This is a genomic window from uncultured Adlercreutzia sp., from assembly GCF_958431955.1.
Taxonomy (GTDB): domain Bacteria; phylum Actinomycetota; class Coriobacteriia; order Coriobacteriales; family Eggerthellaceae; genus Adlercreutzia.
In genome coordinates this window covers 83,663-110,571 of record NZ_CAUASN010000004.1, presented here as the reverse complement: position 1 = coordinate 110,571, position 26,909 = coordinate 83,663, and the positions used below count along the sequence as shown (strand labels likewise).

Below are 26,909 nucleotides of genomic sequence, written 5' to 3'. Positions count from 1 at the left end.
CGCGCCGCCCCCGCCGCCCGCGCAACCCCGTGACGGAGGCGCCCTTCGCCCCCGACACCGCCGCGGCCTAAGGCTCGCTGGCGGGTGACCGCCGCGACTTTCGGTGGCAGCCCCTCGGCATGTTCTGAGTTGGCGCCCGGGGGCTTGGCCGGCCGGCACGCTGCGCACGATCTGTTCTTAAGAAGGTGGAGCCCCGTCAGATTATTGACGAGTCGGGGCGCCACCTTCTTCGTGTTTGCGGCATGATATACAATGCGGCACGCAGACGAGAAAGGATTCCCATGGTCGCACCGGCGCTCATATATTATGTGGAAGACGACGAGCACATCCGCGATCTGACGAGCTACGCGCTGCGTCAGGCCGGTTTCGAGGTGCGGGCCTTTCCCGATGGCACGGGCTTCGTGGAAGCGTGTCGCGCCGAGCCGCCGGCGGCGGCGTTACTGGACATCATGCTGCCGGGGGAGAGCGGCCTGGACCTCGTGGGGCAGCTGCGCGCGAATGCGGCTACTGAGAACATCCCCGTCATGATGCTCACGGCCAAGGGCACCGAGTTCGACAAGGTGACGGGGCTCGATGCCGGAGCCGACGATTACCTGGCGAAGCCCTTCGGCATGATGGAGCTCGTCTCACGGGTGAACGCGCTTCTGCGCCGTGCCGCGCGGCCGGCCCAGGGAACGCGGCAGGCACCGGCCGAGGCCGCCGGCCAACTTGTTTGCGGCCCCATCGCCCTGTCTCCCGAGGCCCGCACGGCGAGCGCGGCGGGGGTGGAGCTGCCCCTCACCCGCAAGGAGTTCGACCTGCTGCGCGTCCTGCTGGAGAACAAAGGCCGCGTGCTCACCCGCGAGCAGCTTCTCGAGCGCGTGTGGGGCGTAAGCTTCGTCGGCGAGACGCGCACGGTGGACATGCACGTGAAGACTCTCCGCAAGAAACTCGCCGCCGCATCGCCCGGGGCTGAGGAGTCCATCGGCACCGTCCGCGGCGTCGGGTACCGGCTGAGGGAGGTTTCCCTATGAGCGCCCCTGTTGCCCCGAGCCTGTCCGGGCGCATTCTGCGCAGCGTGCTCGCCCTCACCATCGGGGGCATTGTGCTGCTCACGCTCATGTTCGCGGGCATCTTCTATGCCACGATGATGCAAGTGCCCAACTCCGCGGCCGTCATGGCCGACTTCTTCGGCGGCGATCTGACCGTGTGCGTGGTGGCGACGCTCATCGTGGGCGTGGCGCTTGCCTTCGCCGTGTCCCGCGCGCTGACCGCCAGCATTATGCGGCCGCTCGACGAGGTGGATCCGGCCGACCCGTGGAAGGTGCCGGTGTACGCCGAGATGCGCCCGCTGCTCGCCCGCATCGACTCCCAGCAGCGCACCTTGCGCGCCCAGAACGAGGAGCTCGCCCGGGCCGAGAGCATGCGCCGCGACTTCTCGGCCAACGTGTCCCACGAGATGAAAACGCCGCTCCAGGTGATCTCCGGCTACGCCGAGCTCATGGAGAACGGCCTGGTGCCCCCTGAGGATGTGCCGCGGTTCGCCGGGCTCATCCATCAGGAATCCCAGGCCATGCGCGCGCTCATCGACGATGTGCTCACGCTCTCCCGGCTCGATGAGCTGCCGCCCGATGCGGCCACCGCCACGCCGGTGGAGGTGCTCGGCGTGGCCCAACGCGCCGCCGAGCGCCTGGCGAAGCTCGCCGATGAGCGCGACGTGAGCGTGCAGGTGGAAGGCGCGCCGGCCACGGTGATGGGCAACGAGGGGCTTATGGAGCAGATGCTCTACAACCTCATCGAGAACGCCATCCGCTACAACGATCAGGGCGGCCACGTGTGGGTAGAGGTGGGCAGCAGCCCCGATGCCGCCACCGTGCGCGTGGCCGACGACGGCCCCGGTATTCCCGAGGCGAAACGCGAGAAGGTGTTCGAGCGCTTCTACCGCCTGGAGAAGAGCCGCTCGAAGGAAACGGGCGGCACCGGGCTGGGCCTCGCCATCGTGAAGCACGGCGTGCAGCGCCACGGCGGCACCATCGACGTTGGCGGCGAGGAGGGCGAGGGAGCCACCTTCACGCTCCGTTTCCCAGCGGCTTCCGATTAGCGGGGCGTCGGCAAGTTTTTCGCGACTGTCCTTCCCGCTGTGAGACTCCCTGTTACTCTGATAGTGAAATTCCCCCTGCGCTACGTTTCACTCTTTTGAGAAAGTGGCGTGTCCCCTGCCTCGGAGTAGCCTCGCGCTACCAGTTTGAGGGCTTCTCCAGGGTGAAGCCGGCGGGTTGCCAGAGGGTGATGGCGCCGGTGCGGCGGGTGGCGGGCACGTCGATGAGGCGCTGGTTGGAAGACCCGCACCACTTCAGCTCCAGCGACTTGCGGGCCTCCACGAAGGGGCCGTCCACGAGCACGTCGATGGCGTCCAGCAAATCTCCCACGGCCAGATCATCGGCGATGCCCTCGGTCAGCACTTCGCCGGCAACGCCGGCCTCCTCGCGTCGCGCGCGCTCGGCGCGGGCGGCCTCGGCCCGGCGCAGCAGATCCTCGTACAGGTAGCCGGTAAACGACCACACGCCGTAGCCGCGCTCCTTCAGCGCGCGGGCCAGGGCGGCGCAGGCGACCGGCTGCTCAAAGGGCTCGCCGCCCGAGAGGGTCACGTCGTGCACGAGGCCGTTCGCCTCGATGTCGGCCAGCAGGTCGGCCAGCGCGGTTTCCGTGCCGCCCTCGGCCGGCTGGCTCTCGGGGTTGTGGCATCCCGGGCAGCCATGAGAGCAGCCCTGCACGAACACGGCGTAGCGCAGCCCCGGCCCGTCCACAATGGAGTCGGGCACGGTGCCGAACAGGGATATGGTCAGGTCGTTCACGTCGCTCATAGGATCCTCGCTCATCGCGCGGGCCTTGCGGCCCGGCATCTTCGTCTCGCGTGCGGGGCATCATTATAGCCGCTCCCCTGTGACGATTGCGTAAGGTTGGCGGCTTGTTGACCAAGCGACGAAGGGTTTATGGCAAAATGTACCGATGTGCATTTAGTCGCAGCTTAAACATGGTAGACACAAGGAGAAGCACATGGGACTCCTCTCAAGGTTCGAGGGCAGAATGGAAGACACCGTGGAAGGTGCCGCCGACCGCATGGGCGCGGCCCCGCTGTCTCCCGTCCAGATTGCCAAGAAGGCCGAGAAGCAGATGCGCCGCGAGAAGATGGTCGGCGCAGGCAAGCAGTATGCCCCCACGCTCTACACCGTGCTCGTGAACGCCGACGACGATCGGCGCCTTCTGGGCTATTACCCCACGCTCGCCGGCGAGACCGAGACCTATCTGTCCGCCAAGGCCGCCGAGTCGGGCCTCGTCATGGACGGCCAGCCCCTCGTGCGCTTCATCGTGGACGATGATTTGCGTCACGGCAAGTTCGACGTCATCGCCGAGATGGTGGCCTCCCCGCTCGTCGAGCAGCTGCGTCAGGAGGAATACGCCCGCTACGGCATCCTGAACCAGGGCGGCCCGGCCCGCGCCGCCGCTCCCGCCGCCGGCTACGGCTACCAGGCGCCCGCCCCGGCGCCGGCCCCCGCGGCCGCCGCGCCCCAGACCATGAACTTCAACGCGGTCCCGGCCGACGACTACGGCTACGAGGACTACCTCGCCGACGAGGCGCCGCGCCAGGCCTACATCTACGACATCACCAATGACCGCGCCTTCACCCTGCCAGGCGACGCCGAGACCATCGGCCGCGAGTCGAAGAACGACATCGTCATCCCCGACATCAACGTGTCGCGCGTGCATGCGGAAATCCGCCAGGACGAGTCGGGCGCGTGGATCCTCACCGATTTAGGCTCCACCAACGGCACCTTCGTGAACGGGCGCCAGATCAAGTCCACGGCGCTCTCCGATGCCGACCGCATCATCGTGGGCACCACCAACCTCGAATTCCAGCTCATCTAGCCGCGCGCCCGCGGCCATACGAGCTAAGGAGGATTTCCGGTGATCGATCTCGTACTGCTTATCGCGCGCCTGTTGTTCGTGGCGCTGCTGTATCTGTTCCTATTCGCCATCATGCGCACGGGCATCGGCATGGTGAAGGGCTCCCGCAAGAAGGAGCGCACCTGGACGGTGTCGGTGGAGCACGGCCCCAAGGAGCTGCGCGGCGTGTGCATCGCCGTGCACGGCCCCGTTATCGTAGGCCGCTCGCCGGGGGCCGATATCGTCATCGGCGCCGGCTACGTGTCGGGTCGCCACGCCCGCTTCCAGCTGATGGGGCAGAACCTGTTCGTTGAGGACCTGGGGTCGAAGAACGGCACGGCGGTCAACGGCCGGCCCGTCCACGACCCGGTGGCCCTGCGCGACAAGGACATGGTCACCATCGGCGACGTCGACATTCGCGTGAGGCACCAGTAATGGCGCGCGCGAAGGGCCGCAAGAAGGCCAACTCCACGTTCGGCAGCCGCACCGACGTCGGCTGCGTGCGCGACCACAACGAGGATTCCCTTGTCGTCGCCCCGCCGCTGTACGTGGTGTGCGACGGCATGGGAGGGCACGCCGCCGGCGAGGTGGCCTCCGAGATAGCCGTCGACGTGGTGGCCGCCCGCGCTCCCGAGCATGCCGACGCCGCCGCCCTCGGCCAGGCCGTGGAAGAGGCGAACCTGGCCGTCATCAAGGCCGCCCGCGAGGGCGTGGGACGGGCGGGTATGGGCTGCACCTGCACCGCCGCCATTCTGGAGAAGGAGCGCCTCGTGCTCGCCCAGGTGGGCGACTCGCGGGCCTACCTGCTGCACCACGGCAAGCTGCAGCAGCTCACCCGCGACCACTCGCTCGTGGCCGACTTGGTGGAGGCTGGGCAGATCACCGAGGCCGAGGCCCGCGTGCATCCGCAGCGCTCGGTCATCACCCGCGCCCTGGGCAGCGATCCGCGCACCCAGCCCGACCTGTTCGAGATCAACGTGGAGACGGGTGACCGGCTGCTGCTGTGCTCCGACGGCCTGTCCACCATGTTGGAGGACGATCAGATAGAGAAGACGCTCGCCGACGTCTCCGACCCGCAGCGCTGCGCGGCGCAGCTGGTGAACGAAGCGAACGGCCTGGGCGGCTACGACAACGTGACCGTCATCGTGGTGGACGTGACGGGCCTGGCCGAGCAGCGCCGTCGGAAGATGACGCGCCGCTCGCGCGTGACGGCCGTGATGCTCATCGTGCTGCTGCTGGCCATTCTGGCCGGCTGCGCCTACGGCTTCAACTACCTGGCGACCAACTCCGCCTACCTGGTGGAGGAGAACGGAAAGGTGGCCATCTACCAGGGAGTTCCCGGGGAAGTGTTCGGCTTTTCCGCCCACAAGCTCGTGCGCGTGACCGACGTGGCCACCGACGAGCTGCAGCCGGGCGTGGCAAACCGCCTGCGCGAGGAGACCATCAAGGTGGGAAGCGTGGAAGACGCCGAGCACCTCGTGGCCGAGTACGAGGCGGAGATCGCCGCCGCCCGCGAGCCCGCTGCAGCTGCTGGCTCCGCCGGCGGCGCGAGCCCTGCCGCAGGCGGCGACTCCGCCGGGGCTGCGGGCTCTGCGGGCCCGGATGCCGACGCCTCCGCTGGCGGCTCCGCGGGCGGCGCCTCCAACGACGAGCCCGCCACCGCGACGAGGTGATCGCCCCATGACGCGCCGCAACATAGAGCTGCTGCTCTTGGTCATCGCCTCGCCCATCGTCATCGTGCTGTTCGCGATGATGGTGGTCACGGGCGGCCAGGAGCTTTCCGTGAACACCCTGGGGGTGCCGCTCGGCATCTTCGCGGCGTTCGTGGTGGCCCACATCGCCGTGCGCTGGCTGGCCCCGGCCGCCGACCCGGCCATCCTCCCCATCTCCTTCGCGCTGTCGGGCATCGGCATCGCCTTCGTGACGCGCATCGTGCCCGATCTGGCGGTGCGCCAGGTCATCTGGTTGTTCGCCGCCGTGGCGGTGATGGTGGTGGTGCTCGCGGTGGTGCGCAATCTCGATAAGCTCGCGAACTACAAGTACACCCTCATGGTGCTCGGCATTCTGCTGCTGCTCTCGCCCATGCTCCCCGTCATCGGCGAGGAGTCGGGCGGCGGCCAGCTGTGGCTGCGCCTCGGGCCCTTCTCGTTCCAGCCGGGAGAGATCGCGAAGATACTCATCGTGTTCTTCATCGCGGCCTATCTGGCGGCCAACCGCGAGATGCTGTCGGTGTTCACCCAGAAGGTGGGGCCCTTCAACCTGCCGAGCTTGCCGACGCTCCTGCCGCTCATCGTGATGTGGGCGCTCGCCTTCATCGTGGTGGTGCTGGAGAAGGACCTCGGTCTCGCGCTCGTGCTGTTCAGCGTGTTCGTCATCATGCTGTACGTGGCCACGGGCAAGAAGCTCTACCTCGTGGCGTCCATCGGCCTGGCCGCCGTGGCCGCCGTGGCGCTGTACTTCATGATGGGGCATGTGCAGACCCGCGTGAGCATCTGGCTCGACCCCTTCGCGGCGGCCCAGGGCGGCGGCTTCCAGCTCGTGCAGTCGCTGTTCTCCATGGCCGACGGCGACCTGTTCGGCACGGGCATCGGCCGCGGCATGGGCGGCGAGCCGGTCGCCTCGGGCGGCATCCCCGTCGCCGAGAGCGACTTCATCTTCCCCGTCATCGCCGAGGAGACGGGCCTTATGGGCGCGGCGGGACTGCTGCTTCTGTACCTGTGCTTCGCCATCCGCGGCATCGTGACGGCGGCCCGGGCGAAATCCGACGTCAGCTCGTTTATGGCCGTGGGTCTCACCTCGATCATCGTGCTGCAGGCCTTCATCATCGTCGGCGGCGTGACGCGGCTCATCCCCCTGACGGGCATCACGCTGCCCTTCGTCAGCCAGGGCGGCTCGTCGCTCATCGCCAGCTTCATGATCGTGGCCTTCCTGCTGCGCTGCGGCGACGAGGGCACGGGCGTGGGCGAGGAGATGCGCCAGACCGGCGCCATCGGCACCCACGGAGCCGACGCCGTGCTCGGGCGCGTGGCCCTCGGCAAGCGCCTGACGGGCACCATGATGATCTTCTCGCTGTTGTTCGCCGTGCTGGTGGCGAACCTCACGTACCTCATGATCATCAAGGCGCCGGAGTACCAGAACATGGCGAGCAACAACCACACCATCGCCCGCGAGGCCAAGATGGAGCGCGGAACCATCTCCACGGTGGACGGCGTGGTGCTCGCGACCTCGGTACTGCAGGAGGACGGCAGCTACGTGCGCGAGTATCCGGCTGGCACGCTGGCGGCGCACGTGGTGGGCTACACCTCCCAGCGCTTCGGCACCGCCGGTATCGAGGCGGCCTACAACGACGCGCTGCGCGGCGAGCAGAACTACGCCAGCTTCACCGACGTGGTGAACTCGCTTGCGGGCATCCAGACCAAGGGCAACGACGTGACCCTCACCATCGACTCGCGCATCCAGCAGGCGGCCCAGGACGCCCTGGAGGGCCAGGTGGGCGCCATCGTGGCCATGAATCCGGAGACGGGCGCCGTGTACGCGCTGGCCTCCTCTCCCACCTACGACGCCGCGAACTACGAGGAGCTGCTCACGAACGCGGCCGAGAACGCCAGCGACTCCTCCGAGCTGTACAACCGCGCCACCCAGGCGCTCTACGCCCCGGGCTCCACCTTCAAGATGGTCACCTTGGCCGCGGCGCTGCAGGACGGCATCGCCACGGAGGACACCGAGTACGACTCGCCCGGCGAGATCGAGCTCGGCAACGCGCCGGTGACCAACGTGAAGAAGCGCAGCTACGGCAAGATCACCCTGGCCCAGGCCATGTGGTACTCGTCGAATACCGTGTTCGGCCAGGTGGGCGTGCAGCTGGGCGCCGATCTGCTCGTGAACATGGCGTGCAGCTTCGGCTTCAACCAGGACATCGACTTCGACCTGCCCCTGGCCACCTCCCTCATGCCCGACCCGGCCGAGATGACCGAGTGGGAGACGGCGTGGGCCGCGTGCGGCGAGCCGGTGGGCGAGCACGAGAGCCCGGCCGGTCCCCAGGCCACGGTTATGGAGATGTGCCTGGTGGGCTGCGCTATCGCCAACGAGGGCGCCATCATGCAACCCTATTTGGTGGACGGTATCTACAACGCCAACGGGGAGCGCGGCTTCACACCCCTTCCCGTGAAGCTGAAGCAGGCCATCGACGCCGCCACGGCCGCCGACGAAATCGAGGTCATGCGCGGCGTGGTGCTCGAGGGCACCGGCGGGAAGGCCGCCATCGACGGGGTGGACGTGGCCGGCAAGACGGGCACCCACGAGCGCGGCGACGGCGACGACGACAGCTGGTTCGTGGGGCTCGCTCCGGCCGACGACCCGAAGGTCGTAGTGGCCGTGGCCATCGAGCGCGGCGAATCGGGCGCCGGTGCCGCCGCTGCCCATGACGTTATGGAGACGGCTCTCGAAGTCGTGGGGGCGCTATAGTACAATGAAAAGACTCATGCGAGTCCGCACGAAAACGCACAAGCAAACGCACCAGTACGTGGAACGTTAAGGAGTATCGATAGTGACCGGACAGGGAACAATGACGGGCAAGGTTTTCAGTGGCCGTTATGAAATAAAGGATCGCATCGGCATCGGCGGCATGGCCGAGGTCTACCGGGCCCAGGACAGCACCTTGGGCCGCGTGGTGGCTGTGAAGGTGATGCTGCCCCAGTTCGCCGCCGACCCTTCCTTCACCCAGCGTTTCCGCCAGGAGGCCGCCGCCGCCGCGAACCTGCAGAGCCCCTATATCGTGAACGTGTACGACTGGGGCCAGGACGACGGCACCTACTACATCGTCATGGAGTTCGTGCGCGGATCCGACCTGAAGACGGCCATCCAGCAGCGCGGCGCCATCAACCAGCGCAAGGCCGCCGAGATCGGCTCCCAGGTGTGCCAGGCCCTCACCGTGGCCCACAACCAGGATATCATCCACCGCGACATCAAGCCGCAGAACATCATGGTGCAGCCCGACGGCAACGTGAAGGTGATGGACTTCGGCATCGCCCGGGCGAAGAACTCCGTGAACGACAAGACCTCCGCCGTGCTCGGCACCGCGCACTACATCTCGCCGGAGCAGGCCCAGGGCAAGGATCTCACCGCCGCAAGCGATATCTACTCGCTCGGCATTGTGCTGTACGAGGCCGCCACCGGGCGCCTTCCCTTCGACGGACCCGACGCCGTGTCGGTGGCCATGCAGCAGGTGAAGGACGAGCCGGCGCCGCCGTCGTCCATCAACCCGGACATCGACCCTGATCTCGAGGACATCATCATGGTGGCCCTCGCGAAGAACCCGGCCGACCGCTTCGCCACGGCCAACGACATGCGCATGGCCCTGAACGACTACCTGGCCGGCCGCCCCGTCACGCTGCCGGGCGGCGCCGGCTTCACGAGCGCCCGCACTCAGATGATGGGCGCGCCCGTGGGCGTGAACACCGCCGCGGCCACCGCTATCATGGGCGGCATCGAGGGCACCCAGGCCATGCCCGGCATCGCCGGGGCTGGCATGGGCGGCATGGTGTCGCCGGCCTCCACCGGCGGCTTCCCGGCTCAGAGCTATCATGCGGCCCCGCCGAAGAAGAGCAGCAAGAAGCCCATCATCGTGGCGCTTCTGGCGGTGCTCGCCGTGGCGCTGGTGGCCGGGCTCGCCTTCGCGTTCGCCACGGGCGGCGGCGCTCCGGCCGACGAGCCGGTTGATGTGCCGAACGTGGTGGGCAAGACCCAGGACGAGGCCGAGTTCGCCCTCAAGGAGGCCGGTTTCACCGTGGCGGTTGATCCGCAGGTGAATGAGGACGCCGACGAGGGCACGGTGCTCTCGCAGGATCCCTCGGGCGGCCAGGCCCCCAAGGGCTCGGAGGTGAAGATCGTCGTGGCCGTCGGTCCGGACGAGGTGGAGGTGCCCAGCTTGGAGGGCCTCACCGAGGATCAGGCCAAGGCGAAGGCCAAGGAGGCCGGCTTTACGGCCGTGCTGCGCGAGAGCGCCTATTCCGAGGATGTTCCCGAAGGCGAGATCATCTCCCAGAGCCCGAACGCCGGCGAGATGGAGAAGCCCGGCACCCAGATCGAGTACGTGCTCTCCAAGGGCAGCGAGCTGACGAGCGTGCCGAACGTCATCGGCCTTTCCGAGGAGGACGCCATCGAGAAGCTCCAGAGCGAGGGCTTCGGTGCCGACGTGAAGGCCCGCGAGTACAGCGACACCAAGAAGGAGGGCACGGTCATGCGCCAAGACCCCCTCAACGACAAGGTGGCGCCCGGCTCCACGGTGTCCATCACCATCTCGCTCGGCCCCGAGCCGGAGCCCGAGCCGGAGCCCGAGCCCAGCAAGCCGGACAACAACAATAACAACAACGGCAACAGCGGTAACAGCGGCAACAACAACGGCGACAACAACACGAGCAACCCCGGCACGACGACCGATCCCGACAACCCGGATCAGTCCGGCAACGCCGGTGGCGAAGGCGACGGCAACCAGGGCGGCTCGGAAGGAAATCCGACGCCCACCGCCGAGTAGTATCGCCAGCCGGAGCTTTCGACGAGCCGCGCCCGTCGGCCCCGCCTACATCTGGGCAGAAGAAGCAGCCCGCCTCCCATCTGGGGCGGGCTGCTCGTCTCTTGGGGCCCGTTTCTGGGTGGCGTTCGGGGCCCCGGAGGCGCGCGGGGAAAGCTTCGGGGCCCCAGGGGCGCGCGGGGAAACCTTCGGGGCTTGAGGGGCGAGGGGCCATTCCGCCGATCTTCCATGCAAAATAGCGGCGCTAAATTTCGGAAAGTCGCCTTTCGGGAGCTTCTGGTGGAAAAATAGGCCACTCGATTGCGGAAAGTCGCCCCGCTGAGCTCCGAATGCTCTAAGCGGGATCGCTGGGCGATATCCTGACCTGCGCTTTTCCGAGGGCCACTGCGGTAAGGGCCGGGCGAGACCCGGCAACTTGCCTCCTCGAGGCGACTTTCCGCAATCGAGTGGCTCATTTTCGCCCGCGCAGCTTCTGCAACGATACGATGAAGACGGGCGCCTCTCTTCCTGCGGAAAGGGGGCCGCTCCTATAATGGGGGTATGGAAGAGCTGCTAGGCATATTCGACAAGTTCGTGCACGAGGACTGGTTCACCACGCTCCTCGGCGTGGTTATCATCTGCGCGATCACGTTTTTGGTGTGCCGCATCACCGTGGCGTTCATGCGGCGCATTCTGAACAAGACCTCCCTTCTGCCCTCGAGCTCCATCTTCATCAACCTGGTGCGCGCGGCGGTGTGGATCATCGGAGCGGCAGTGGTGCTGTCGGTGTGCTTCAACGTGAACGTGAGCGCCATGATTACCGGCCTCGGCGTGGTGGGCATCGCCATCTCCCTGGGCTTCCAGGATACGCTCTCGAACCTCATCGGCGGTTTGCAGGTGAGCGTGTCGCGCAGTGTGGAGCCGGGCGACAACATCCGCATGGGCTCCTCGGGTGTGAGCGGCGTGGTGCAGGATGTGGCGTGGCGCTACACCACCATCGTCGACGGCTCGGGCAACGAGGTGAACATCCCCAACTCGGTGATGACCTCCACTGCCGTGGTGAAGCTCTCGCCGCCGAACGCGGTGTCTATCGATCTGGTAGTGACCACCGACAGCGAGCGCTTGACGGCCGCCGCCCACCGCATCGAGGATGCCGCCGAGAAGGCCGTCTCGCGGGTGAGCAAGATCAAGAAGGCTCCGAAGGTGAGCTTCAGCGCTATTACCGACCGCGGCTTCAAGGGCAGCCTCAGCTTCACCATCGCCGATGCCGACAGGGCGTCTCATGCCACTGATGCGGCCATTCGAGCCATTGCGCCCTACGTGCACAACCACCTCATGGAAGAGGAGATGGACGTGTTCGCGCCGCGCGACGGAAAGGTGCCCGAGACGTCCAGGCCTTCTGAATCCGCCGATCCTGTAAAACCAGCTGAAGAGGCAGGCGGGGAGGGCTCTTCGGGCCAGGAATAGTTGGCGGAGTCGAGAATGCCTTGGTAACAGTTTTTGTCAAGACTTTCACTTCCCGCTCGATGTCGTATACTAAGCCCAAGTCCTGTTCCCGCCATACACTGCGATGGACCGACGTATTTTAACGAGGGAGCTTTAGAAGCTGGTGGAATGGAGATTCGTGTCTGTTGATACGAAAGCCAGGAGCCCAGATGCGAGCACCCACCTTTTGAGGTGGGTTCATCCTCTGGCGGGGGCGGGGCATTTTTGTGCCCGGAGACGGGGGCTGGCTGCGCTCCCCTGGTTTTCTCGGGGCAGTTTTTCTGGGCGGCAACGGCTTGGCTCCAAGTCAATAGTTCACCGGCAAGGTCCACTTTCCGCACGATAGTATGAACGAGCGGAAAGGAGGCGCCCGTGGCCACGTTCGAAGAGTTCATGAAGGTCGCCGAGATCACCTTGAAGGACAAGACCTCGCACAAGCGCATGAACGAAATCGTGCGCATCATGCGCGAGTACCGCGTGCTGCACGGGCTGACGCCCGAGCGCGCCGTGGAGGTGCTGCAGGCCCTCGGCCCCACCTACGTGAAGATCGGCCAGCTGGCGTCGAACCGCTCCGACCTGCTGCCGAAGGCCTACTGCGATGCTTTCGAGAAGCTGCGCGACGACGCGAACCCCATGCCCTTCGACCAGGTGATCGAGCAGATCGACCGGGCCTATGGGAAATCGTGGCACGAGGTGTTCTCCTCCATCGATCCGGTGCCCCTGGGTGCGGCTTCCATTGCGCAGGTGCACAAGGCGCAGCTTCTGGACGGCACCACCGTGGCCGTGAAGGTGCGTCGCCCCGGAGTGGCCGAGTCCATGGCCGAGGACATCATGCTCATGAAGCACCTGCTGGCGCTGGGCGAGTTCGCCTCCAACTCCCATCGCGACATTCTGCTATCGCTCGAGGGGTTCGTGGAGGAAATTGAGCGTACCACGGCTAACGAGGTGGACTTCACCTCCGAGTTGCACAACCTCGTGAGGTTCCACCGCGAGCTGGCCGACGAGCAGGGGGTGACCTCGCCGGTGGCCTATCCGGCCTATTCCACCGAGTCGGTGCTCGTGATGGAGTTCGTTCAGGGCACCGAGATTTCCGATACGACCGCCCTGCGCGCCGAGGGCATCAACGTGGATGCACTCGCGCGGCGGGTGTGCCAGAGCTACGTGACCCAGGTGCTCGACAACGGGTTCTTCCACGCCGACCCGCATCCGGGCAACATTCTCGTGCGCGACGGGGATGTGGTGTGGATCGATCTGGGCATGGTGGGCTCGCTTACCTCCTCGGAGCGGATGCTCGTGAGCAAGGCGTTCACGGCGGTGGCCACCAACAGCGCCTACCTGCTGAAAGAGGCGGTGATGGGGCTCGTGCACGTGATCGGGCCGGTGGACCACGGCGCGCTGTTGGAGGCGCTGTCGCGGCTTCTGGCCGAGTACAGCACGGCCGAGATGAAGGATATCAACGTCGGCACCGTGATGACCGAGGTGATCGAGATCTTGCGCGGGCAGAACATGGTGATGACCTCGTCAGTGACCATGCTCGCCCGCGGGTTTGTGACCATCGAGGGGGTGATCGCGCAGATCTCGCCGAGCACGAGCGTGATCGAGATCGTCTCCAAGCACGTGATCGCCCAGCAGGGCGACCCGAAGTTCATCGCCACCCGCGCCATCGACCTGTTGGTTGCCAGCGCCGAGTCGGCCGAGTCGCTGGCGAAGCTGCCCACTCAGCTGTCGAACACGCTGGAGATGGTCGACCGCGGGCAGATCAAGATCAACGGCGATATCGAGGTGTCGCCGCGCATTCTGGCCACGGCCTACGCCTCGGTAGGGCGTCTGTCGTTGGCGCTGCTGTCGGCGGGGCTGTTTCTGGGCTCGTCCATCCTGTGCACTACGAGCATGCAACCGCAGCTGCTCGGCGTGCCCCTCCTCGGCGTACTCGGTTACCTGGGCGCCTTCGTGCTGGGGGCTTACACCGTGTTCCGCATCATGGTGTCCCGCCACCGCCTGCTCAACGACGAGGAGCCGCGGTAGGGGCGTACCCGCGTGCTAGCGCGCCCGCGCGTCGGCGCTCTCGGTGTGCTGCAGGGAAGCGCTAGCGGCCTCGGCGCGCCGGCAACGCGAGAGAAGCGGACGCTCCCCGCGTGCTGGCAACGTGAGAGGTGCGGGCGCTCCCGGTGCGTCGGCGGTTCGATTCCCCTCCGTTCCACGGGAGGTAACGCGGCGTCTACAGGTTTCCGTGCATTCGGGCGGCGGGACGGCGCGTGATAAAATGACCTTGCGACTTAGTTATTGTGAGTTGACGGGTAAACGTTGCGCGGTGCGTCGCCAAGGGGCGCGGCATCACGGCACGGCACGGCACCGGTGCTTCTCTTGGCGTCGGCTGCCGGGCTCGCAAGGGAATCGCGTTGCTTCCCGTTCTCGGGAGGAGCGACGTTGGCGCAGCGTCCGTGCACCTAGGGTAAGGAGGCCCTCATGTACCAGAAGATTCTCGTTCCCTACGATAAGTCCGAACCGGCCCAGCATGCCCTGACTGCCGCGCTCGAGTTGGCGGCGGGCGTGCCCGATGCCCAGATCACCGTGCTGTCGGTCGTGGACTGGCACGACTTCAACGCCGAGACCTTCAAGATTGCCTCGCGTATGTCGGGTGTCATGGGCGACGCTATGGACATGAACGTGATGGCCGAGGTGGAGAGCGAGGCCATCAAGGCCGACACCGATGCCATTGCTGAGAGCATCGCGCCTTTGGTGGGCGACGCCGCCGGTGTGGGCATTGCCGTGGTGAACGGCTCGCCCCACGACTCCATCACCGCTTATGCCGACGAGGGCGCCTACGACTGCATCGTCATGGGCCACCGTGGCCTGGGTGCGGTGCGCGGCATGCTCGGCAGCGTGTGCTACTCGGTGCTGCACAAGACGAACGTGCCCGTGCTCATCGTGAAATAACTTTCGCGCGAAATGGCTTGGAAAACACGGTTTTGTGACGGGATCGACCCTGAAAAGGCGACTTGGTAATACGCCACCTGGGGAAATGCGCTCGCGATAATACGCCGCGTGCCCGAAACCCACGGTGTCGGTAACAAAACCGTCGATTCCAAGCCAAAATCGCGCCTTTAAGGAAAGGACTCGGCATGGGCAGATCGGGCGGAGGCGGCGGCTTCTCGGGAGGAGGCGGCTTCGGCGGCGGATTCGGAAGCGGCGGCGGAGGCTTCGGGGGAGGGTTCTCCGGAGGTTCGGGCCGCGGTGGACGGTCGGGCGGCGGTTTCGGCGGCCCGAGCTTCGGAGGCGGCTTCGGGGGATACCCCGGCGGCTACTACGGTGGGGGCGGCGGCTTCTGGGGCGGCCTTCTCGGCGGTCTCATCGGCTCCAGCCGTAGCGGCGGCGGTGGCTCCATGCCTCCACAAATGCCCCAGTCGAACGGCCCGCAGCAACCTGGTTCGGGTGGTCCGAATGTGCCCCCGACTGGCTCCGGCGGTTCCGGCGGCCCGAACACACCTCAGGGAAAGTCCCCCAACAGCGGCTGCGGCACGGTGTTCGTCGTGCTGGCGGCTATCGCGCTCGTGCTGCTGCTCGTGGTGGCGCTCGGCGGCGGCAGTTGCTCGGGTGCCGATGCGGCCGTGCCGGCGTCTACGGTCGAGCGCACGGCGCTGCCGGCGGGGTCGGCTACCGAGACCGGCTATTTCACCGACGAGGATGGCGACTGGATCCATAACCCCTCCGAGCTTGAACGCGGCCTGCGTCACTTCTACGAGGAAACGGGCATTCAGCCCTATGTGTACATCCTGCCGAACGGCTCGGTGCACTCGTATGAGGAGCTGCAAGCCATCGCCGAGGAGAAGTACAACGAGCTGTTCACCGATCAGGCCCACTTCGTGCTGGTGTTCTGCGATGACGGCAACGGGCGCTTCAATGCCGCGTACTGGGCCGGCGCGCTGACCGGCTCGGTGCTCGACGACGAGGCCATCCAGATTTTCAAGAGCTATCTCAGCCAGAACTACGACGACATGAGCCTGACCGAGGAGGAGATATTCTCGGAGGCCTTCAGCGACACGGCCGATCGTATCATGACGGTGACGCCCTCGCCGCTGCCGATTGTCGCGATATGCGCGGCGGTGATAATAGTGGCCGTCGTGATATTCCTCATTGCGCGGAGCCGTCGTGCGGCCCAGCAGCGCGAGGCCGAGCGCATGGAGCAGATCCTGAACACGCCGTTGGAATCGTTTGCCGACTCCGAATTGGCCGATCTGGAGAAGAAGTACGCCTCCCCGAGCGAGGAATCCGACGCGCCGCCGGTGCAGCCGACGCGCCCGCAATAGCATTCCGCGCCCGAGGGCGCTGACGCAAGCGGCCTCTCCAGCGAGGCCAACCGACCAGGGCCGCAAGGCCGTCCCGCCCCGAGCGAGGGGCGGCAACTCGGCCCGAGGGCCAGATAGGAGACCGACATGGGTATTCTCGATCGCTTCACCTCCATTGTGAAGGCGAACATCAACGAGCTGTTGGACAAGGCGGAGGACCCGCAGAAGATGGTGGACCAGTACCTGCGCGAGATGACCGAGTCGCTGGCCGAGGTGCGCGAGGCCGCCGCCGGCGTGATGGCCGAGGAAAAGCGCTGCAAGAAGCTGGTGGACGAGAACAACGCCGAAATGGAGAAGTACGAGGAACTGGCCCGCAAAGCGCTGGCCGCTGGCAACGAGGCCGACGCGCGCGTGTTCTTGGCGAAGAAGCAGGAACTGGCCGGCCGCACCGAGGGGCTCGTGGTGGCTTACGAAGGCGCGAAGGCCAACGCCGACAAGATGCGCCAGATGCACGACAAGCTGGTTTCCGACATCGAGGAGCTGAATGCCCGCAAGGCCGCCATCAAGGCCAAGGCCGCGGTGGCGAAGACCCAGTCCAAGGTGAATGAGATGACCTCGGCGGGTGATCGCGCCGAGGGGGCTCGCAGCGCCTTCGACCGCATGGAGGCCAAGGCCGACGAGATGCTCGACCGCGCCAACGCCGTGGCCGAGCTGTCCGAGAGGCCTGCCGATCCCACCGAGGATTTGGCCAAGAAGTACGCCGAGGCCGGCGCTACCGCTGCGGTGGACGACGACCTCGCCCGCCTCAAGCGCGAGATGGGCCTGGAGTAGTCTCGGGCCTTCTGGCTTCTCGTAAGTGCTGAACTCTCAGGGCGGCTTGGAAAGCCGCCCTTTTTAAGTCTCCGGCCAAGGTGGACCAGGATGCCGCCGAAATCAAGCCGTCGATGACTGTCTTTGGCGCCTGTTCCGATTACGGCGCCACCGCTGTTCCCGGCGCTCCAGATCTGGTGCAGCAGTTGTAGGTACTGGCCTGGAGATCAGCCTGTAGGCTGTAACAGATTCCAGTAATGTGTCACGCGATCGTGAACAGCCCCGGTTGCGCTGTGCTTCGAATGCCCTTCTGTGGCCCGTATGGTGTACCCATAGGTTGGAACATCGAGCCAAGGAGGAAAGATGGTCGAGGGAAAGCTGGGGCCCTATAGCCGAAGCGTCTCCATCGTGGGCGTGGGGGCTACCCCTTTCATGAACACCAACGAAGATCCTGATCTGCTGGGACTGACCGAAGGCGACTGCTTCGGCTATGCGGCTTTGGCGGCCATGGAGGATGCCGGCGTTGAGCCGCGCGATGTGCAGTATTTCTACCATGGTTCAGCGAATCCGAAGTTCTTCAACGACGCCGTTACCCCTAACATGCAGGTAGCGGAATGGTTTGGCATGCGTGGCCGCGGGTCGACCCACCACAGCGAAGCTTGCTGCACGGGTTATGTGGCGCTCGAGCAGGCGGTCATGGCCGTAGCATCGGGAGCTTACGATATCGTGCTGACAGGTGGCGTCGATATGGGAACGGGCTTGCCCGACGGAAAGAAGCCCGCATGCTTCCGCCGCCAGATCACCACCGAGGATATTTGGCCCGATCTCGACTCGATCATCGATCGCTCTTACACGCGAGCGCTCGGTGGCGGAAACATCGGCCAAGACGATTGGATCGATCTGTATCGCAAGGAGTTCGGCCTGACCGAGCGGGAAGTCGATGATGTGCTCAACATGATGTCCTATCAAGGGCGTCGCGCTGCCGCGCTGAATCCGCTGGCTTTGGAGCGCACGCCGTTCGAAGAGATCGCACAGCGCTTCGGTTTCGACGATCCCATGGAGTACCTGCGCTCTCCGCTCAATCCTAAGACTACCCAGTATCTGCGCGTGACGGGCAATGCTCCGGCCGCAGACGGCGCGGTGTGCATGATTGTGTGCGCCACCGACATCGCCGACCGTTTCAAGCAGAAGCCTATCGAGGTGCTGGGCATTGGCGCCTCCTGCTTGGAGTCTATGGTTCCCCATCTGGAGAAGAAGGCCACCGCCGAGGCGGCGCGCCAGGTATACGATATGACCGGCGTCTCGCCTGAGGAAATCGATCTGCTGATGGTGAACGACTTCATCCTGTCCTCCCAGTTGCTTGCGGCGGAGGAGGTTGGCTATCTGCCGCGAGGCGAGGGCTGGAAGTACGTGATGGAGGGCCGGACGGCCTTCGATGGCGATCGCCCCATCAATACAAACGGCGGCCGGACGTCCTACGGTCACGCATTCGGCGCTTCGGGAGCGGCCGACGTGTACGAGGCGGTGAAGCAGATGCGCGGCCAGGCCGGCGACCATCAGGTGAAGAAGCTTCCCAAGACGGCCATGTTGCGCGGCTTCGGCGGCGGTCAGAACGTGCGCGTATCCATTCTTCGTACCGTTGACTAAGGAGGTATTCCCATGACTTTGAAACTCGAGCGCAATGTGAAGCGCTTCTACGACGGCCTTGAGGAGGGGATTATCTACGCGCGCAAGTGCACCGAATGTGGCGCCATCGAGTATCCGCCCCACTATGCTTGCAACACCTGCGGTTACCACGAGACAGAGTGGACCACCATTTCCGGTCGCGGCGTGCTTAAGAGCGCCATCCTTCCCGTGTCCCTCAATGCGAATGGCCGTCTCGCCGAGATTGGCCCCTACTGCTTCGGCGAGGTAGCGCTGGAGGACGACCCCAACTGCTCGTTCAACTCCACCATTTTCGGTGTGGACGCTGACAACGTTGAAAAGATTCGCGCCAATCTGCCCGTTGCCGTGCATGCAAAGATCATTCAGCTAGATGGATATAAGACAGTGATGTTCGAAGTAGATGAGGATGCTCTCGCGTAGTTGTCCGCGCCTCGACGATGTGGGGCGCTCTTAACGTAACCTTTCGTTCAACCCTTTAGAGAAAGAAGGACCACCATGGCTACCCAGGAACTGACTGACAAGCTTATCGCCGCCGCTGCTCGCGTGTTCAACAAGGATGCGGCCGCCATTACCGCCGACACGAACATCGCCGAGGAACTTGGCAGCAAGTCGCTCGACCGCATGGGCATGTGCGCAGTCATTGAGAACGAGTTCGATGTTGTCATCCCCTTCGCCGAGTTCGGCATGTACAAGACCATCGGCGAACTCGCCGACTTCATCGCCTCGGAAGCAGAGTAATCGCAGCTTGAGTGAAAGGGGTCCTTCCCATGAAGGCTCAGTATATTAAGGACGGCATTGGCATTTATGCTGCCACTGCCACCATCATGAGCATCATCATTCCCGTGCCGGTTTTGGCCAGCATCGCTCAGGCCTTCCCCGACGTTCCCATCACCTCGGTGCAGCTGATCGTCGCCATTCCGTCGTTGCTTGCCATCGTCGCCAATTTCATTACGGCGAAGTTGGCGACACGCTACACGCCGCGCGTACGTACCATTGCGGCTTCGCTCTTCTACGTGCTCGCAGGACTGGTGGGGTATTTCATGCACGATAGTTTCCCCATGCTCATCGTGGCCTCGTGCTTGGCGGGCCTTGGTATGGGAGGCGTTCAGAACTCCATCGCATCGCTGATCACGAACAGCTTCGATGGTGATGCGCGAGGAGCAGCTTTCGGTCTGTGCTCGGTGTTTGTCGGCTTGGGTGGCTTTGTGTATGTCAGCCTCGCCTCTATGCTTGGCGCCGAGGTGTGGTACAACGCCTACCTGGGGTATTTCGTTGTGCTTCTGCTCGTCGTGCTGCAGCTGATCTTCCTGCCTAAGGGCGTGCTTGAGGAGAAGACCGCCAAGGGCGAACGTGTGAAGATACCGCGCGAGGTGATTATCCTGTGCATTTTCGGCTTCGCCTATTTCGGCGCCACGCAGCTGTTCAATAACAACATCTCCATGTTCATCTCCGATACGGGCTTGGGTGGCACTATCGAGGCGGGCAACGCCTCCCAGGTATACACGCTGGCTGGCATGGTGGGCGGCTTCATCGTGTTCCCCGTGAAGCGGTTGTTCAAGAATCAGACGCTCGCGTTCAATGCGCTTATGAGCGTGATCGGGTGCGTGCTGATCGTGGCCGGCGGGTCTCTGCTCACCGTTTGCATCGGGGCGGCGTTTGTGGCTCTGGGATTTGCCATCTACAATCCTATCGAGTCGCAGCTGGTCTCCGAAGCATCTCCGGCTAAGGGCTTGGCTTTCAATTTGGCCCTTATGGCGGCTACGCAGTCTATCGGCCAGGCGACTTCCCCGTACTGGATCGGCGCGGCGGCGACTCCCATGGGCGGCGGCGTGACGAGTATGTTCTACGTCGGCATCATCATTTTCGCCGTACTGGTCATCGCTCAGTTCCTCTACTTCAGCAGCCTGAAGAAGAAGGCGGCAGGGGAAAGCTCTGCGGCCTAACGAGACAGCGAGACGTTACACTTGCAGGGCCGGGCAACAGCGTGTCCGGCCCACCCCTATTGAGTGAGAGGTGTGTCATGGCATTAAAGGGGAAAGGCACGACCCACTATCTCCGCGCATGGCCGCTGTTGTTCTATGCGCTCCTGTGTTACTTTCTAACGGGAACTGTTTCGGGCATTATGAATGTCGCCCCCGATGTTTTGCATGGGGCGTTCGGTTGGGACAGCACCGTTCTCATATCCAGTATGAGCGTGGCGGCGCTGCTCAACGTGGTGGGCGGCTTCGTGGCCGGTCGTGTGAGCGCTCACCGGTCGCCGCGCCCGCTTTGCTTTCTCTGGGGCGGCATTTACATGATCGGCCTTTTGGCCATGGGGGTCGCGCCCTCCATGAGCATGTTCATCGTGTCGATGGTGCTCGTGAGCGCAGCCTCGTCGGCGTGGGGCTACAACACCGTTCCCATTCTCATCACGAATTGGTTTCCCGAGAAAAAAGGTCGCGTTCAGGGTTTTGTGTCCACGGGACTGCTGTTGGGATCCGTGAATCCGATGATATACCATTGGGCCTGCGAACACTGGGGCGTGCATTTGGCCACGGTGCCGTTCGCTCTTTTGGGTGGAGTGGCGCTTTTATTTTTGGGATTTGGCATCTCCGATCGACCGGAGGAGAGGGGGCTTGCGCCCGATACCATGGAGCGGCTGGATGCGTGCGAGGTGATGGGGTGCGCTCCTGTGACGGTGGAAGAAGAGAAAACTGCCGAGGGTATTTCCCAAAGCGAAATGGCACGTCTTCTTCTGCGTAACCCGCGCTTTCTTCTCTGCTCTCTCGTAATGGGCGTGCAGCTCATTTTCGCCGGTGGCCTTATGGTTCAGATGGTGCCGCGTCTGCTCGACCTCGGCTTTGCCATGGACGAGGCGCTCTTGGTCATGCTCGTCGCTTCGCTGTTCGGCTGCCTGGGCAGTGTGGTCTTCGGCATTCTCGGAGATCGGCTTGGTGCCGATACCGGCGTGGTGCTCACCTACATTGCCGGTATTGCCGCCGTGCTTTTGAATGTGAGCGGCAGCAGGCCTCTGGTGTACCTGAGCGTCGTCCTGATCGGATGCGTGGTGGGAACGGCCGACAATTGGCCTGTCAGCGTGTGCGCCGAGCAGTTCGGGCGGGAGCGATTTGCGGCATCTTTCGGGGTGATGTTCCCCGTTATTCAATTAGTAGGCGCGGCGGGGCCGGCCTTTTTTGCCCTGATTGCTGGCGCGTCGAGCTATACGGTGTCCTACGGTGCCGGCGGGGTGCTCATGGCCGTGGCCCTTGCAGTGTACGTGTTCTTAGCGAAAACAAAGAACCGACCGGAAAACAGCATCGACTTTGACGAGGTGAGGTGAAGCCGGTGGGAGCCGAAAATGCCATCGAGGTCGAAGTGCTCGTGGTGCGCCGCGAGGAGTTTCCGGGAGAGAATAAGGAGATGCGGGCGCTGGAAAGCTTGGCAGCGCGGAGAGGAGATACCTCGTCGTGTCCTGGCGGATTCGGGCGCCGGGCCTCGTTGCTCCTGAAGCTGCTCGTTTCGCAGAAATGCGGTGGCGGGAAGGTGCAGCGCTCCGAATTCGGAAAGCCCTTCATAAGCGGTCAGCCGTTCTGCTGGAATTTGTCCCATGACGACGAGTTGGCCTGTGTTGCCTTCGCGCCGGCTCCTGTAGGTGTTGATGTGGAGGCTATTCGCGCGGCAGATGAGGTGAGGATGGCTGCATTGGGTCGCGCGGCGCCAGAGGCATTATGCCAATGGGTACGGGAGGGATCGACAGAAGCGGAGCGCGCCTTTCGCTTTACTCTGGCCTGGACGGCAACGGAGGCTGCACTCAAAGCTGAGGGGCGGGGGTTTGCCAAGGCGCAGGGTGCTACCATGGGCGATCTTGCCCGTTGGCATTACCGTGCAAGAGCGATAGAGGGATGTCTGGTGACGTGCGCATGCGCGATGCCTCTGAGCTTGGAGCTGCGTTTTGTGAATCGGGAGGAAATCTCGCGTGCGGTAAGTGCCGTGCGATAGTACGATGACACGAGGGGAAATAGCTTCTGTTTAGACAAGAGAAGGGGCACGATATGGACAAGTCGTCGGCAAAAACGCTCATCCGCACGACGGTTGTTGAGCTTATGGAAACAACTGACGTCCCTGAAATCACCGTGACGGCAGTATGCAAGAGATCGAATCTTTCCCGGACCACGTTTTATCGGTACTACACCTCCGTTGATGCCGTTGTGAAGGAGATGGGAGATGACCTTCTCGCTTCTATTCGACGGACTCAAGAGGTCGATCGTCGGACGCAGCCCTTGGGCGGCATGCGTGCGCCGGGGGCAAGCGATCTAATTCGGGCTCAGATTCTCTACGAATACGGCCCCTTTATCCGAGTGGTCACCGGGATACACGGCGACCCGTCGTTTGCCCATAAGGCAGTTGCGGTCATTCGCGAGAGGCTTCAGGAGGAGGTGGTCTCCCTGGGGCTGGGCAAGCGCGACGAGGAAGTTCTTATCGAGTTTATGCTCGCAGGGCTCTTTCGCTGCATCAATTATTGGCTGGCCGAGCATCCGGAAATCACGCCTGAAGAGGCCTATGAATGCCAGATGGCGGTTACGCAGGCGCTTGGAAAGTTAATGGCCGCATCGCGTTAGTCGCAGTCGGGCGTAACATTTTCGCGAGAAGTGTTACGGCCCTTGCGACAAGCCGTAGCCTCTTGCTCTCGGCCAAGAGGGTGGCGAGGCCTATGCTCGAAACAGCACGAGTAGTGTGCTGCTTTTTCGAGAGAAAGGCTTTGCTTATGTCGAGTTTTATGGAATGCATGATTCGGAGGGCGACCGAGACTCCTCGGCGCATCGCGTTGCCCGAGGCAACGAGTGGGGCGGTGCTGAAACTTGCCGAGGCCATGGTTTCCCGAGGCGTGGCCACGCCGGTGCTTGTGGGGCCGAAAGAGGGGGTGCTGCAGGAGATAGCAGGCGCTGGAATTAATGATGAGGGGTTTGATTATTTCGATACGGCTGACGAGTCCTGCACGGCGGCGTTCGCCGAGCAATACCTTGCTCGCTACAGCGATCTGAGCCCCAAGGCGCTCGCTCGGCGCATAGCCGATCCGCTGCTCTGCGCAATGCTGCTGGTGAAGGCCGGCGTAGTCGATGGGGTAGCGGCAGGAAAGGAGCTTTCAACAGGGGAAGTTGTGGCCGCGGCAATGCAGATCGTTGGCCTGGCCCCTGGCGTTGAGAGCCCGTCGAGCTTGGGCATCGCGGATATTCCGGGGTTTGACGGGCCCGAGGGATCGATGCTCGCCCTGGCCGATTGCGCCATCACGGCCCAGCCTGACGCGGAGGAGCTTGCCGGGATCGCTATCGCCTCGGCCGATACGGCGAGCACGCTTCTGGGTTGGGAGCCGCGTGTGGCAATGCTGGCGTTTTCCACGTGTGGAAGCGCCGAGCACGAGAGCATCGATGTGGTGCGCGAGGCGGTGCAGCTCGTTCACGAGAGGCGTCCGGACATCGCCTGCGACGGGGAGTTTCAGTTGGATGCGGCCATTCTGCCGCAGGCGGCCGAGCGTAAGGTTCCGCGCGAGAGCGCTGTCGCCGGCCGTGCTAACGTGCTGGTGTTCCCCAATCTGCATGCGGGCAACATCGGCGTGAAGCTCGTGCAGATCTTCGGCCGCGCAAATGCCTACGGTCCTGTGCTCCAAGGTTTCGCGGCGCCGGTATGCGATTTCTCGCGAAGCGCGCCTTTGGAAGAGATGCTCGGAAACGTGGCCATGCTCGTTGTCCGCGCAGCCAGCGCCGGGGAGGGGAAGTAGCATGAAGGTTCTTGCCATCAATCCCGGTTCGACGTCGACCAAGATCGCGCTTTTCGAAGACGACGCATGCTTGCTGTCGCGCAATGTGGCGCACGATGCTGCCCAGCTTGCCGCGTTCGACACCATTTCCGCGCAGCTTCCCTATCGCAAGCAGACCATCGAAGCCCTCTTGGCTGAGGAGAACGCCGACCTGAGTGGTCTTGATGCCGTCGTCGGTCGCGGGGGCGGCCTCATTGCCATGGAGGGCGGCACGTATGAGATTGACGCCAAGCTTCTCGAAGATGCGCGAACGGGTGCCAACGGGGTGGCCCATCCGGCTCAGTTGGGCAGCCTTCTTGCGGACGAGTTCGCTCGTGAGGTCGTCGCCCGCGCCTTCGTCGTGAATCCGCCCGATGTGGACGAGTTGCAGGAAGTTGCCCGGATAACGGGGATACGCGGGGTGTACCGGACAGTGCATCTGCACGCGCTGAACCTGAAGGAGACGGCCATTCGTCATGCGGCAACCCTGGGAAAGAGCTATGAGGACTGTCGGTTCGTCGTATGCCACATCGGAGGTGGCGTGTCGGTTTCGGCCCATCGCGAGGGCAAGATGATCGACGGCTTCGATATCGTCGGGGGAGAGGGGCCTATGGCGCCAACGCGCTGCGGGTCGGTGCCCGTGGCCGACGTCGTTCGTTATGCCGAAGGCCGAGATCTGGGCGAGGTGCTGTCGCTCTGCCACAAGACGGGAGGGTTCGTCAGCCTGACAGGCACTTCGGATGCCATCGAGCTTACCGAGCGGGCGGCAGCTGGTGACGAGGCGTGCCGCCTCGCTTGGGATGCCATGATCTATCAGATCGGAAAAGCTATCGGCTCCATGGCTGTCGTGCTCGAGGGGCAGGTGGACGGGATCTTGCTCGGCGGCGGCATGGCCCACTCCGAGGACTTGGTGCAGCGCCTGCGCGATACCTGCGCATGGATCGCCCCGGTAACCGCTTATCCCGGCGAGTTCGAGATGGAGGCGATGGCGGCCGGCGCACAGCGTGTGCTGTCGGGGGCCGAGGAGCCCAAGCGCTATACGGGTGACCCGGTCTGGAATCCGCCGACGTGCTGGATCGACTAGGGTCGAGACAAGACGGGGAAAAGCAGGGCAGGGCGGCCCTTTCCGGAGGCCGCCCTTTCGTGAGAGGATTGGTTTCGATGGCGGAAATGCAAGGGGTGTTGGCGATTCCTCGACTGGCGGAATCGAGAAGGGCCCACTCGTTAGATCGCGTTCGCTGGATAGTGCTCGTGGCCTCGTGCCTGGTCAATCTGTGCATTGGATCGCTGTACGCATGGAGCGTGTTCGCGTCGCCCATGGCGGCGCACTTGAACGCCTTAAATGGGTTTGATGTGGGAAGCCTTGCGGTCGTGTTCTCCGTGGCGAATGCCGTGGGGCCCGTCACTATGATTTCCGGTGGCGTGGTAAACGATCGGCTGGGGCCGCGCTGGGTTATCCTCGTCGGAGGCGTGCTTTTCGGCGCGGGTATGATCGGCGCGGGGTTCTCCAGCAGTGTTGGAATGCTCGTGGTCACCTACGGACTGGGCTGCGGCCTGGGGATGGGGCTTGTCTACGGCGCGGTGGTATCAAATGCGGTGAAGTTCTTTCCCGACAAGAAGGGGCTGGTGGGAGGCATCGTTACGGCAGCTTATGGTATCAGCTCGGTGCTGGTACCGCTTGTGGCGAATGCCCTCATCGCTTCCTTCGATGTCGTTGCTGCTTTCCAGCTGCTCGGCGGGGCGATGCTCCTGATCATCACGGTGTCTTCGTTGGCGATCAAGCGGTGCCCGGAGGGCTATGCTCCCCGCGGTTGGGTCGCGCCCGTTGTTGCGGGGCCAGCTGGTAATTGCTCTTCGATGGGGCCGAGGGACTTCGATTGGCGTGGAATGCTGGTAAGTCCGGCCTTCTACGTAATGATGGCCATGCTCTGCTGCGGGGCGTTTTCCGGCTTGATGGTAACCTCGCAGGCCTCGGGGTTGGCTCAAGCGATAGGCGGCATGGACGCCGGGGCTGCCGCTCTGGCGGTGTCTCTGTTGGCTTTGGCAAACACGGCGGGACGTATTGTCGCCGGGTTCGTGTCTGATCGCTTGGGATCCGTGCGCACCTTGCGTCTCGTGTTTGCGCTGTTGGCGCTGGCTATGGCTGCCGTGGGGCTTTCGGATCCGACGACCCCGGGCTTGTTCCTGGCGGGACTGCTCGTTGTCGGATTCTGCTTCGGATCGGTTATGGGCATCTACCCTGGTTTCACAGCGCAGCAGTTCGGCGCGAAAAACAACAGCGTGAACTACGGCATTATGTTCATCGGGTTTGCCCTGGCGGGTGTTTTGGGTCCCATGGTTATGGCTGGGCTCCATGGAGCCTTTGGCTCGTATGTCCCCGCATTCGCTTTTGCCGCCGCTCTTGCTGTTGCCGGCGTCGCGCTGACGGGCCTCTTCCAGAGGCTTGATTGACGGGCCT

23 protein-coding genes are annotated in these 26,909 nt (G+C 64.1%); 22 read left to right on the top strand and 1 reads right to left on the bottom strand.

Annotated elements, in window-relative coordinates:
• Positions 1 to 281 precede the first annotated feature (281 nt).
• Entirely contained in the window at positions 282 to 1,013 is a 732-nt protein-coding gene (locus Q5064_RS02610; RefSeq protein WP_302962029.1) for a response regulator transcription factor, read from the top strand.
• Positions 1,010 to 2,080, top strand: coding sequence for a cell wall metabolism sensor histidine kinase WalK (locus Q5064_RS02605; protein WP_302962028.1), 1,071 nt, complete (start codon positions 1,010 to 1,012; stop codon positions 2,078 to 2,080). The genes Q5064_RS02610 and Q5064_RS02605 overlap by 4 nt, the downstream gene beginning before the upstream one ends.
• 136 nt (positions 2,081 to 2,216) lie before the next feature.
• Here Q5064_RS02605 and Q5064_RS02600 read toward each other — a convergent pair whose 3' ends face one another.
• On the bottom strand, positions 2,217 to 2,843 hold the full coding sequence (locus tag Q5064_RS02600) for a 4Fe-4S single cluster domain-containing protein (protein WP_302962027.1): 627 nt from the start codon (positions 2,841 to 2,843) through the stop codon (positions 2,217 to 2,219).
• A 193-nt stretch (positions 2,844 to 3,036) separates the two neighbouring features.
• Here Q5064_RS02600 and Q5064_RS02595 point away from each other — a divergent pair, with 193 nt between their 5' ends.
• From Q5064_RS02595 to Q5064_RS02500, 20 genes are all read left to right on the top strand, one after another.
• Positions 3,037 to 3,906, top strand: coding sequence for a DUF3662 and FHA domain-containing protein (locus Q5064_RS02595; RefSeq protein ID WP_302962026.1), 870 nt, complete (start codon positions 3,037 to 3,039; stop codon positions 3,904 to 3,906).
• 39 nt (positions 3,907 to 3,945) lie between these two features.
• A complete protein-coding gene (locus tag Q5064_RS02590; RefSeq protein WP_302962025.1) occupies positions 3,946 to 4,359 on the top strand; it encodes an FHA domain-containing protein in 414 nt (137 codons plus the stop codon).
• The gene (locus Q5064_RS02585; RefSeq protein WP_302962023.1) at positions 4,359 to 5,597 is read left to right on the top strand and encodes a Stp1/IreP family PP2C-type Ser/Thr phosphatase; all 1,239 of its coding nucleotides are present in this window, start codon (positions 4,359 to 4,361) and stop codon (positions 5,595 to 5,597) included. The genes Q5064_RS02590 and Q5064_RS02585 overlap by 1 nt, the downstream gene beginning before the upstream one ends.
• 7 nt (positions 5,598 to 5,604) lie before the next feature.
• Complete coding sequence (locus tag Q5064_RS02580) at positions 5,605 to 8,388, top strand: FtsW/RodA/SpoVE family cell cycle protein (RefSeq protein WP_302962021.1); 2,784 nt, start codon at positions 5,605 to 5,607, stop codon at positions 8,386 to 8,388.
• Between the two features lie 82 nt (positions 8,389 to 8,470).
• Positions 8,471 to 10,456, top strand: coding sequence for a Stk1 family PASTA domain-containing Ser/Thr kinase (pknB, locus tag Q5064_RS02575; protein WP_302962020.1), 1,986 nt, complete (start codon positions 8,471 to 8,473; stop codon positions 10,454 to 10,456).
• A 537-nt stretch (positions 10,457 to 10,993) separates the two neighbouring features.
• Positions 10,994 to 11,899, top strand: coding sequence for a mechanosensitive ion channel family protein (locus Q5064_RS02570; protein ID WP_302962019.1), 906 nt, complete (start codon positions 10,994 to 10,996; stop codon positions 11,897 to 11,899).
• A gap of 390 nt (positions 11,900 to 12,289) precedes the next feature.
• Positions 12,290 to 13,942, top strand: a complete 1,653-nt coding sequence (locus Q5064_RS02565; protein WP_302962017.1) for an AarF/ABC1/UbiB kinase family protein — start codon at positions 12,290 to 12,292, stop codon at positions 13,940 to 13,942.
• Between the two features lie 441 nt (positions 13,943 to 14,383).
• Complete coding sequence (locus Q5064_RS02560) at positions 14,384 to 14,854, top strand: universal stress protein (protein WP_136435117.1); 471 nt, start codon at positions 14,384 to 14,386, stop codon at positions 14,852 to 14,854.
• Positions 14,855 to 15,039: 185 nt separating this feature from the next.
• Positions 15,040 to 16,224 carry a hypothetical protein gene (locus Q5064_RS02555; RefSeq protein WP_302962012.1) on the top strand — a complete coding sequence of 395 codons (1,185 nt, stop codon included), beginning with the start codon at positions 15,040 to 15,042 and terminating at the stop codon, positions 16,222 to 16,224.
• 126 nt (positions 16,225 to 16,350) lie between these two features.
• Positions 16,351 to 17,034, top strand: a complete 684-nt coding sequence (locus Q5064_RS02550) for a PspA/IM30 family protein (protein ID WP_302962010.1) — start codon at positions 16,351 to 16,353, stop codon at positions 17,032 to 17,034.
• A gap of 342 nt (positions 17,035 to 17,376) precedes the next feature.
• A complete protein-coding gene (locus Q5064_RS02545; RefSeq protein ID WP_302962007.1) occupies positions 17,377 to 18,660 on the top strand; it encodes a thiolase family protein in 1,284 nt (427 codons plus the stop codon).
• A 12-nt stretch (positions 18,661 to 18,672) separates the two neighbouring features.
• Positions 18,673 to 19,098, top strand: a complete 426-nt coding sequence (locus Q5064_RS02540; RefSeq protein ID WP_217968719.1) for a Zn-ribbon domain-containing OB-fold protein — start codon at positions 18,673 to 18,675, stop codon at positions 19,096 to 19,098.
• Between the two features lie 75 nt (positions 19,099 to 19,173).
• Entirely contained in the window at positions 19,174 to 19,416 is a 243-nt protein-coding gene (locus tag Q5064_RS02535) for an acyl carrier protein (protein WP_217968718.1), read from the top strand.
• Between the two features lie 29 nt (positions 19,417 to 19,445).
• Positions 19,446 to 20,621, top strand: a complete 1,176-nt coding sequence (locus tag Q5064_RS02530; RefSeq protein ID WP_302962005.1) for an MFS transporter — start codon at positions 19,446 to 19,448, stop codon at positions 20,619 to 20,621.
• 77 nt (positions 20,622 to 20,698) lie between these two features.
• The gene (locus Q5064_RS02525) at positions 20,699 to 21,997 is read left to right on the top strand and encodes an MFS transporter (RefSeq protein ID WP_302962003.1); all 1,299 of its coding nucleotides are present in this window, start codon (positions 20,699 to 20,701) and stop codon (positions 21,995 to 21,997) included.
• Positions 21,994 to 22,656 (top strand): 4'-phosphopantetheinyl transferase superfamily protein, encoded by a 663-nt coding sequence (locus Q5064_RS02520; RefSeq protein WP_302962002.1) that lies wholly within the window; start codon positions 21,994 to 21,996, stop codon positions 22,654 to 22,656. Before Q5064_RS02525 ends, Q5064_RS02520 begins: the two co-directional genes overlap by 4 nt.
• 53 nt (positions 22,657 to 22,709) lie before the next feature.
• Complete coding sequence (locus tag Q5064_RS02515; RefSeq protein ID WP_217968714.1) at positions 22,710 to 23,276, top strand: TetR/AcrR family transcriptional regulator; 567 nt, start codon at positions 22,710 to 22,712, stop codon at positions 23,274 to 23,276.
• Entirely contained in the window at positions 23,222 to 24,433 is a 1,212-nt protein-coding gene (locus Q5064_RS02510; RefSeq protein WP_368389089.1) for a phosphate acyltransferase, read from the top strand. Before Q5064_RS02515 ends, Q5064_RS02510 begins: the two co-directional genes overlap by 55 nt.
• 1 nt (position 24,434) lies before the next feature.
• Positions 24,435 to 25,535, top strand: coding sequence for a butyrate kinase (buk, locus tag Q5064_RS02505; RefSeq protein WP_302962001.1), 1,101 nt, complete (start codon positions 24,435 to 24,437; stop codon positions 25,533 to 25,535).
• A gap of 77 nt (positions 25,536 to 25,612) precedes the next feature.
• On the top strand, positions 25,613 to 26,902 hold the full coding sequence (locus Q5064_RS02500) for an OFA family MFS transporter (RefSeq protein WP_302961999.1): 1,290 nt from the start codon (positions 25,613 to 25,615) through the stop codon (positions 26,900 to 26,902).
• The last annotated feature ends 7 nt before the right edge of the window (positions 26,903 to 26,909 follow it).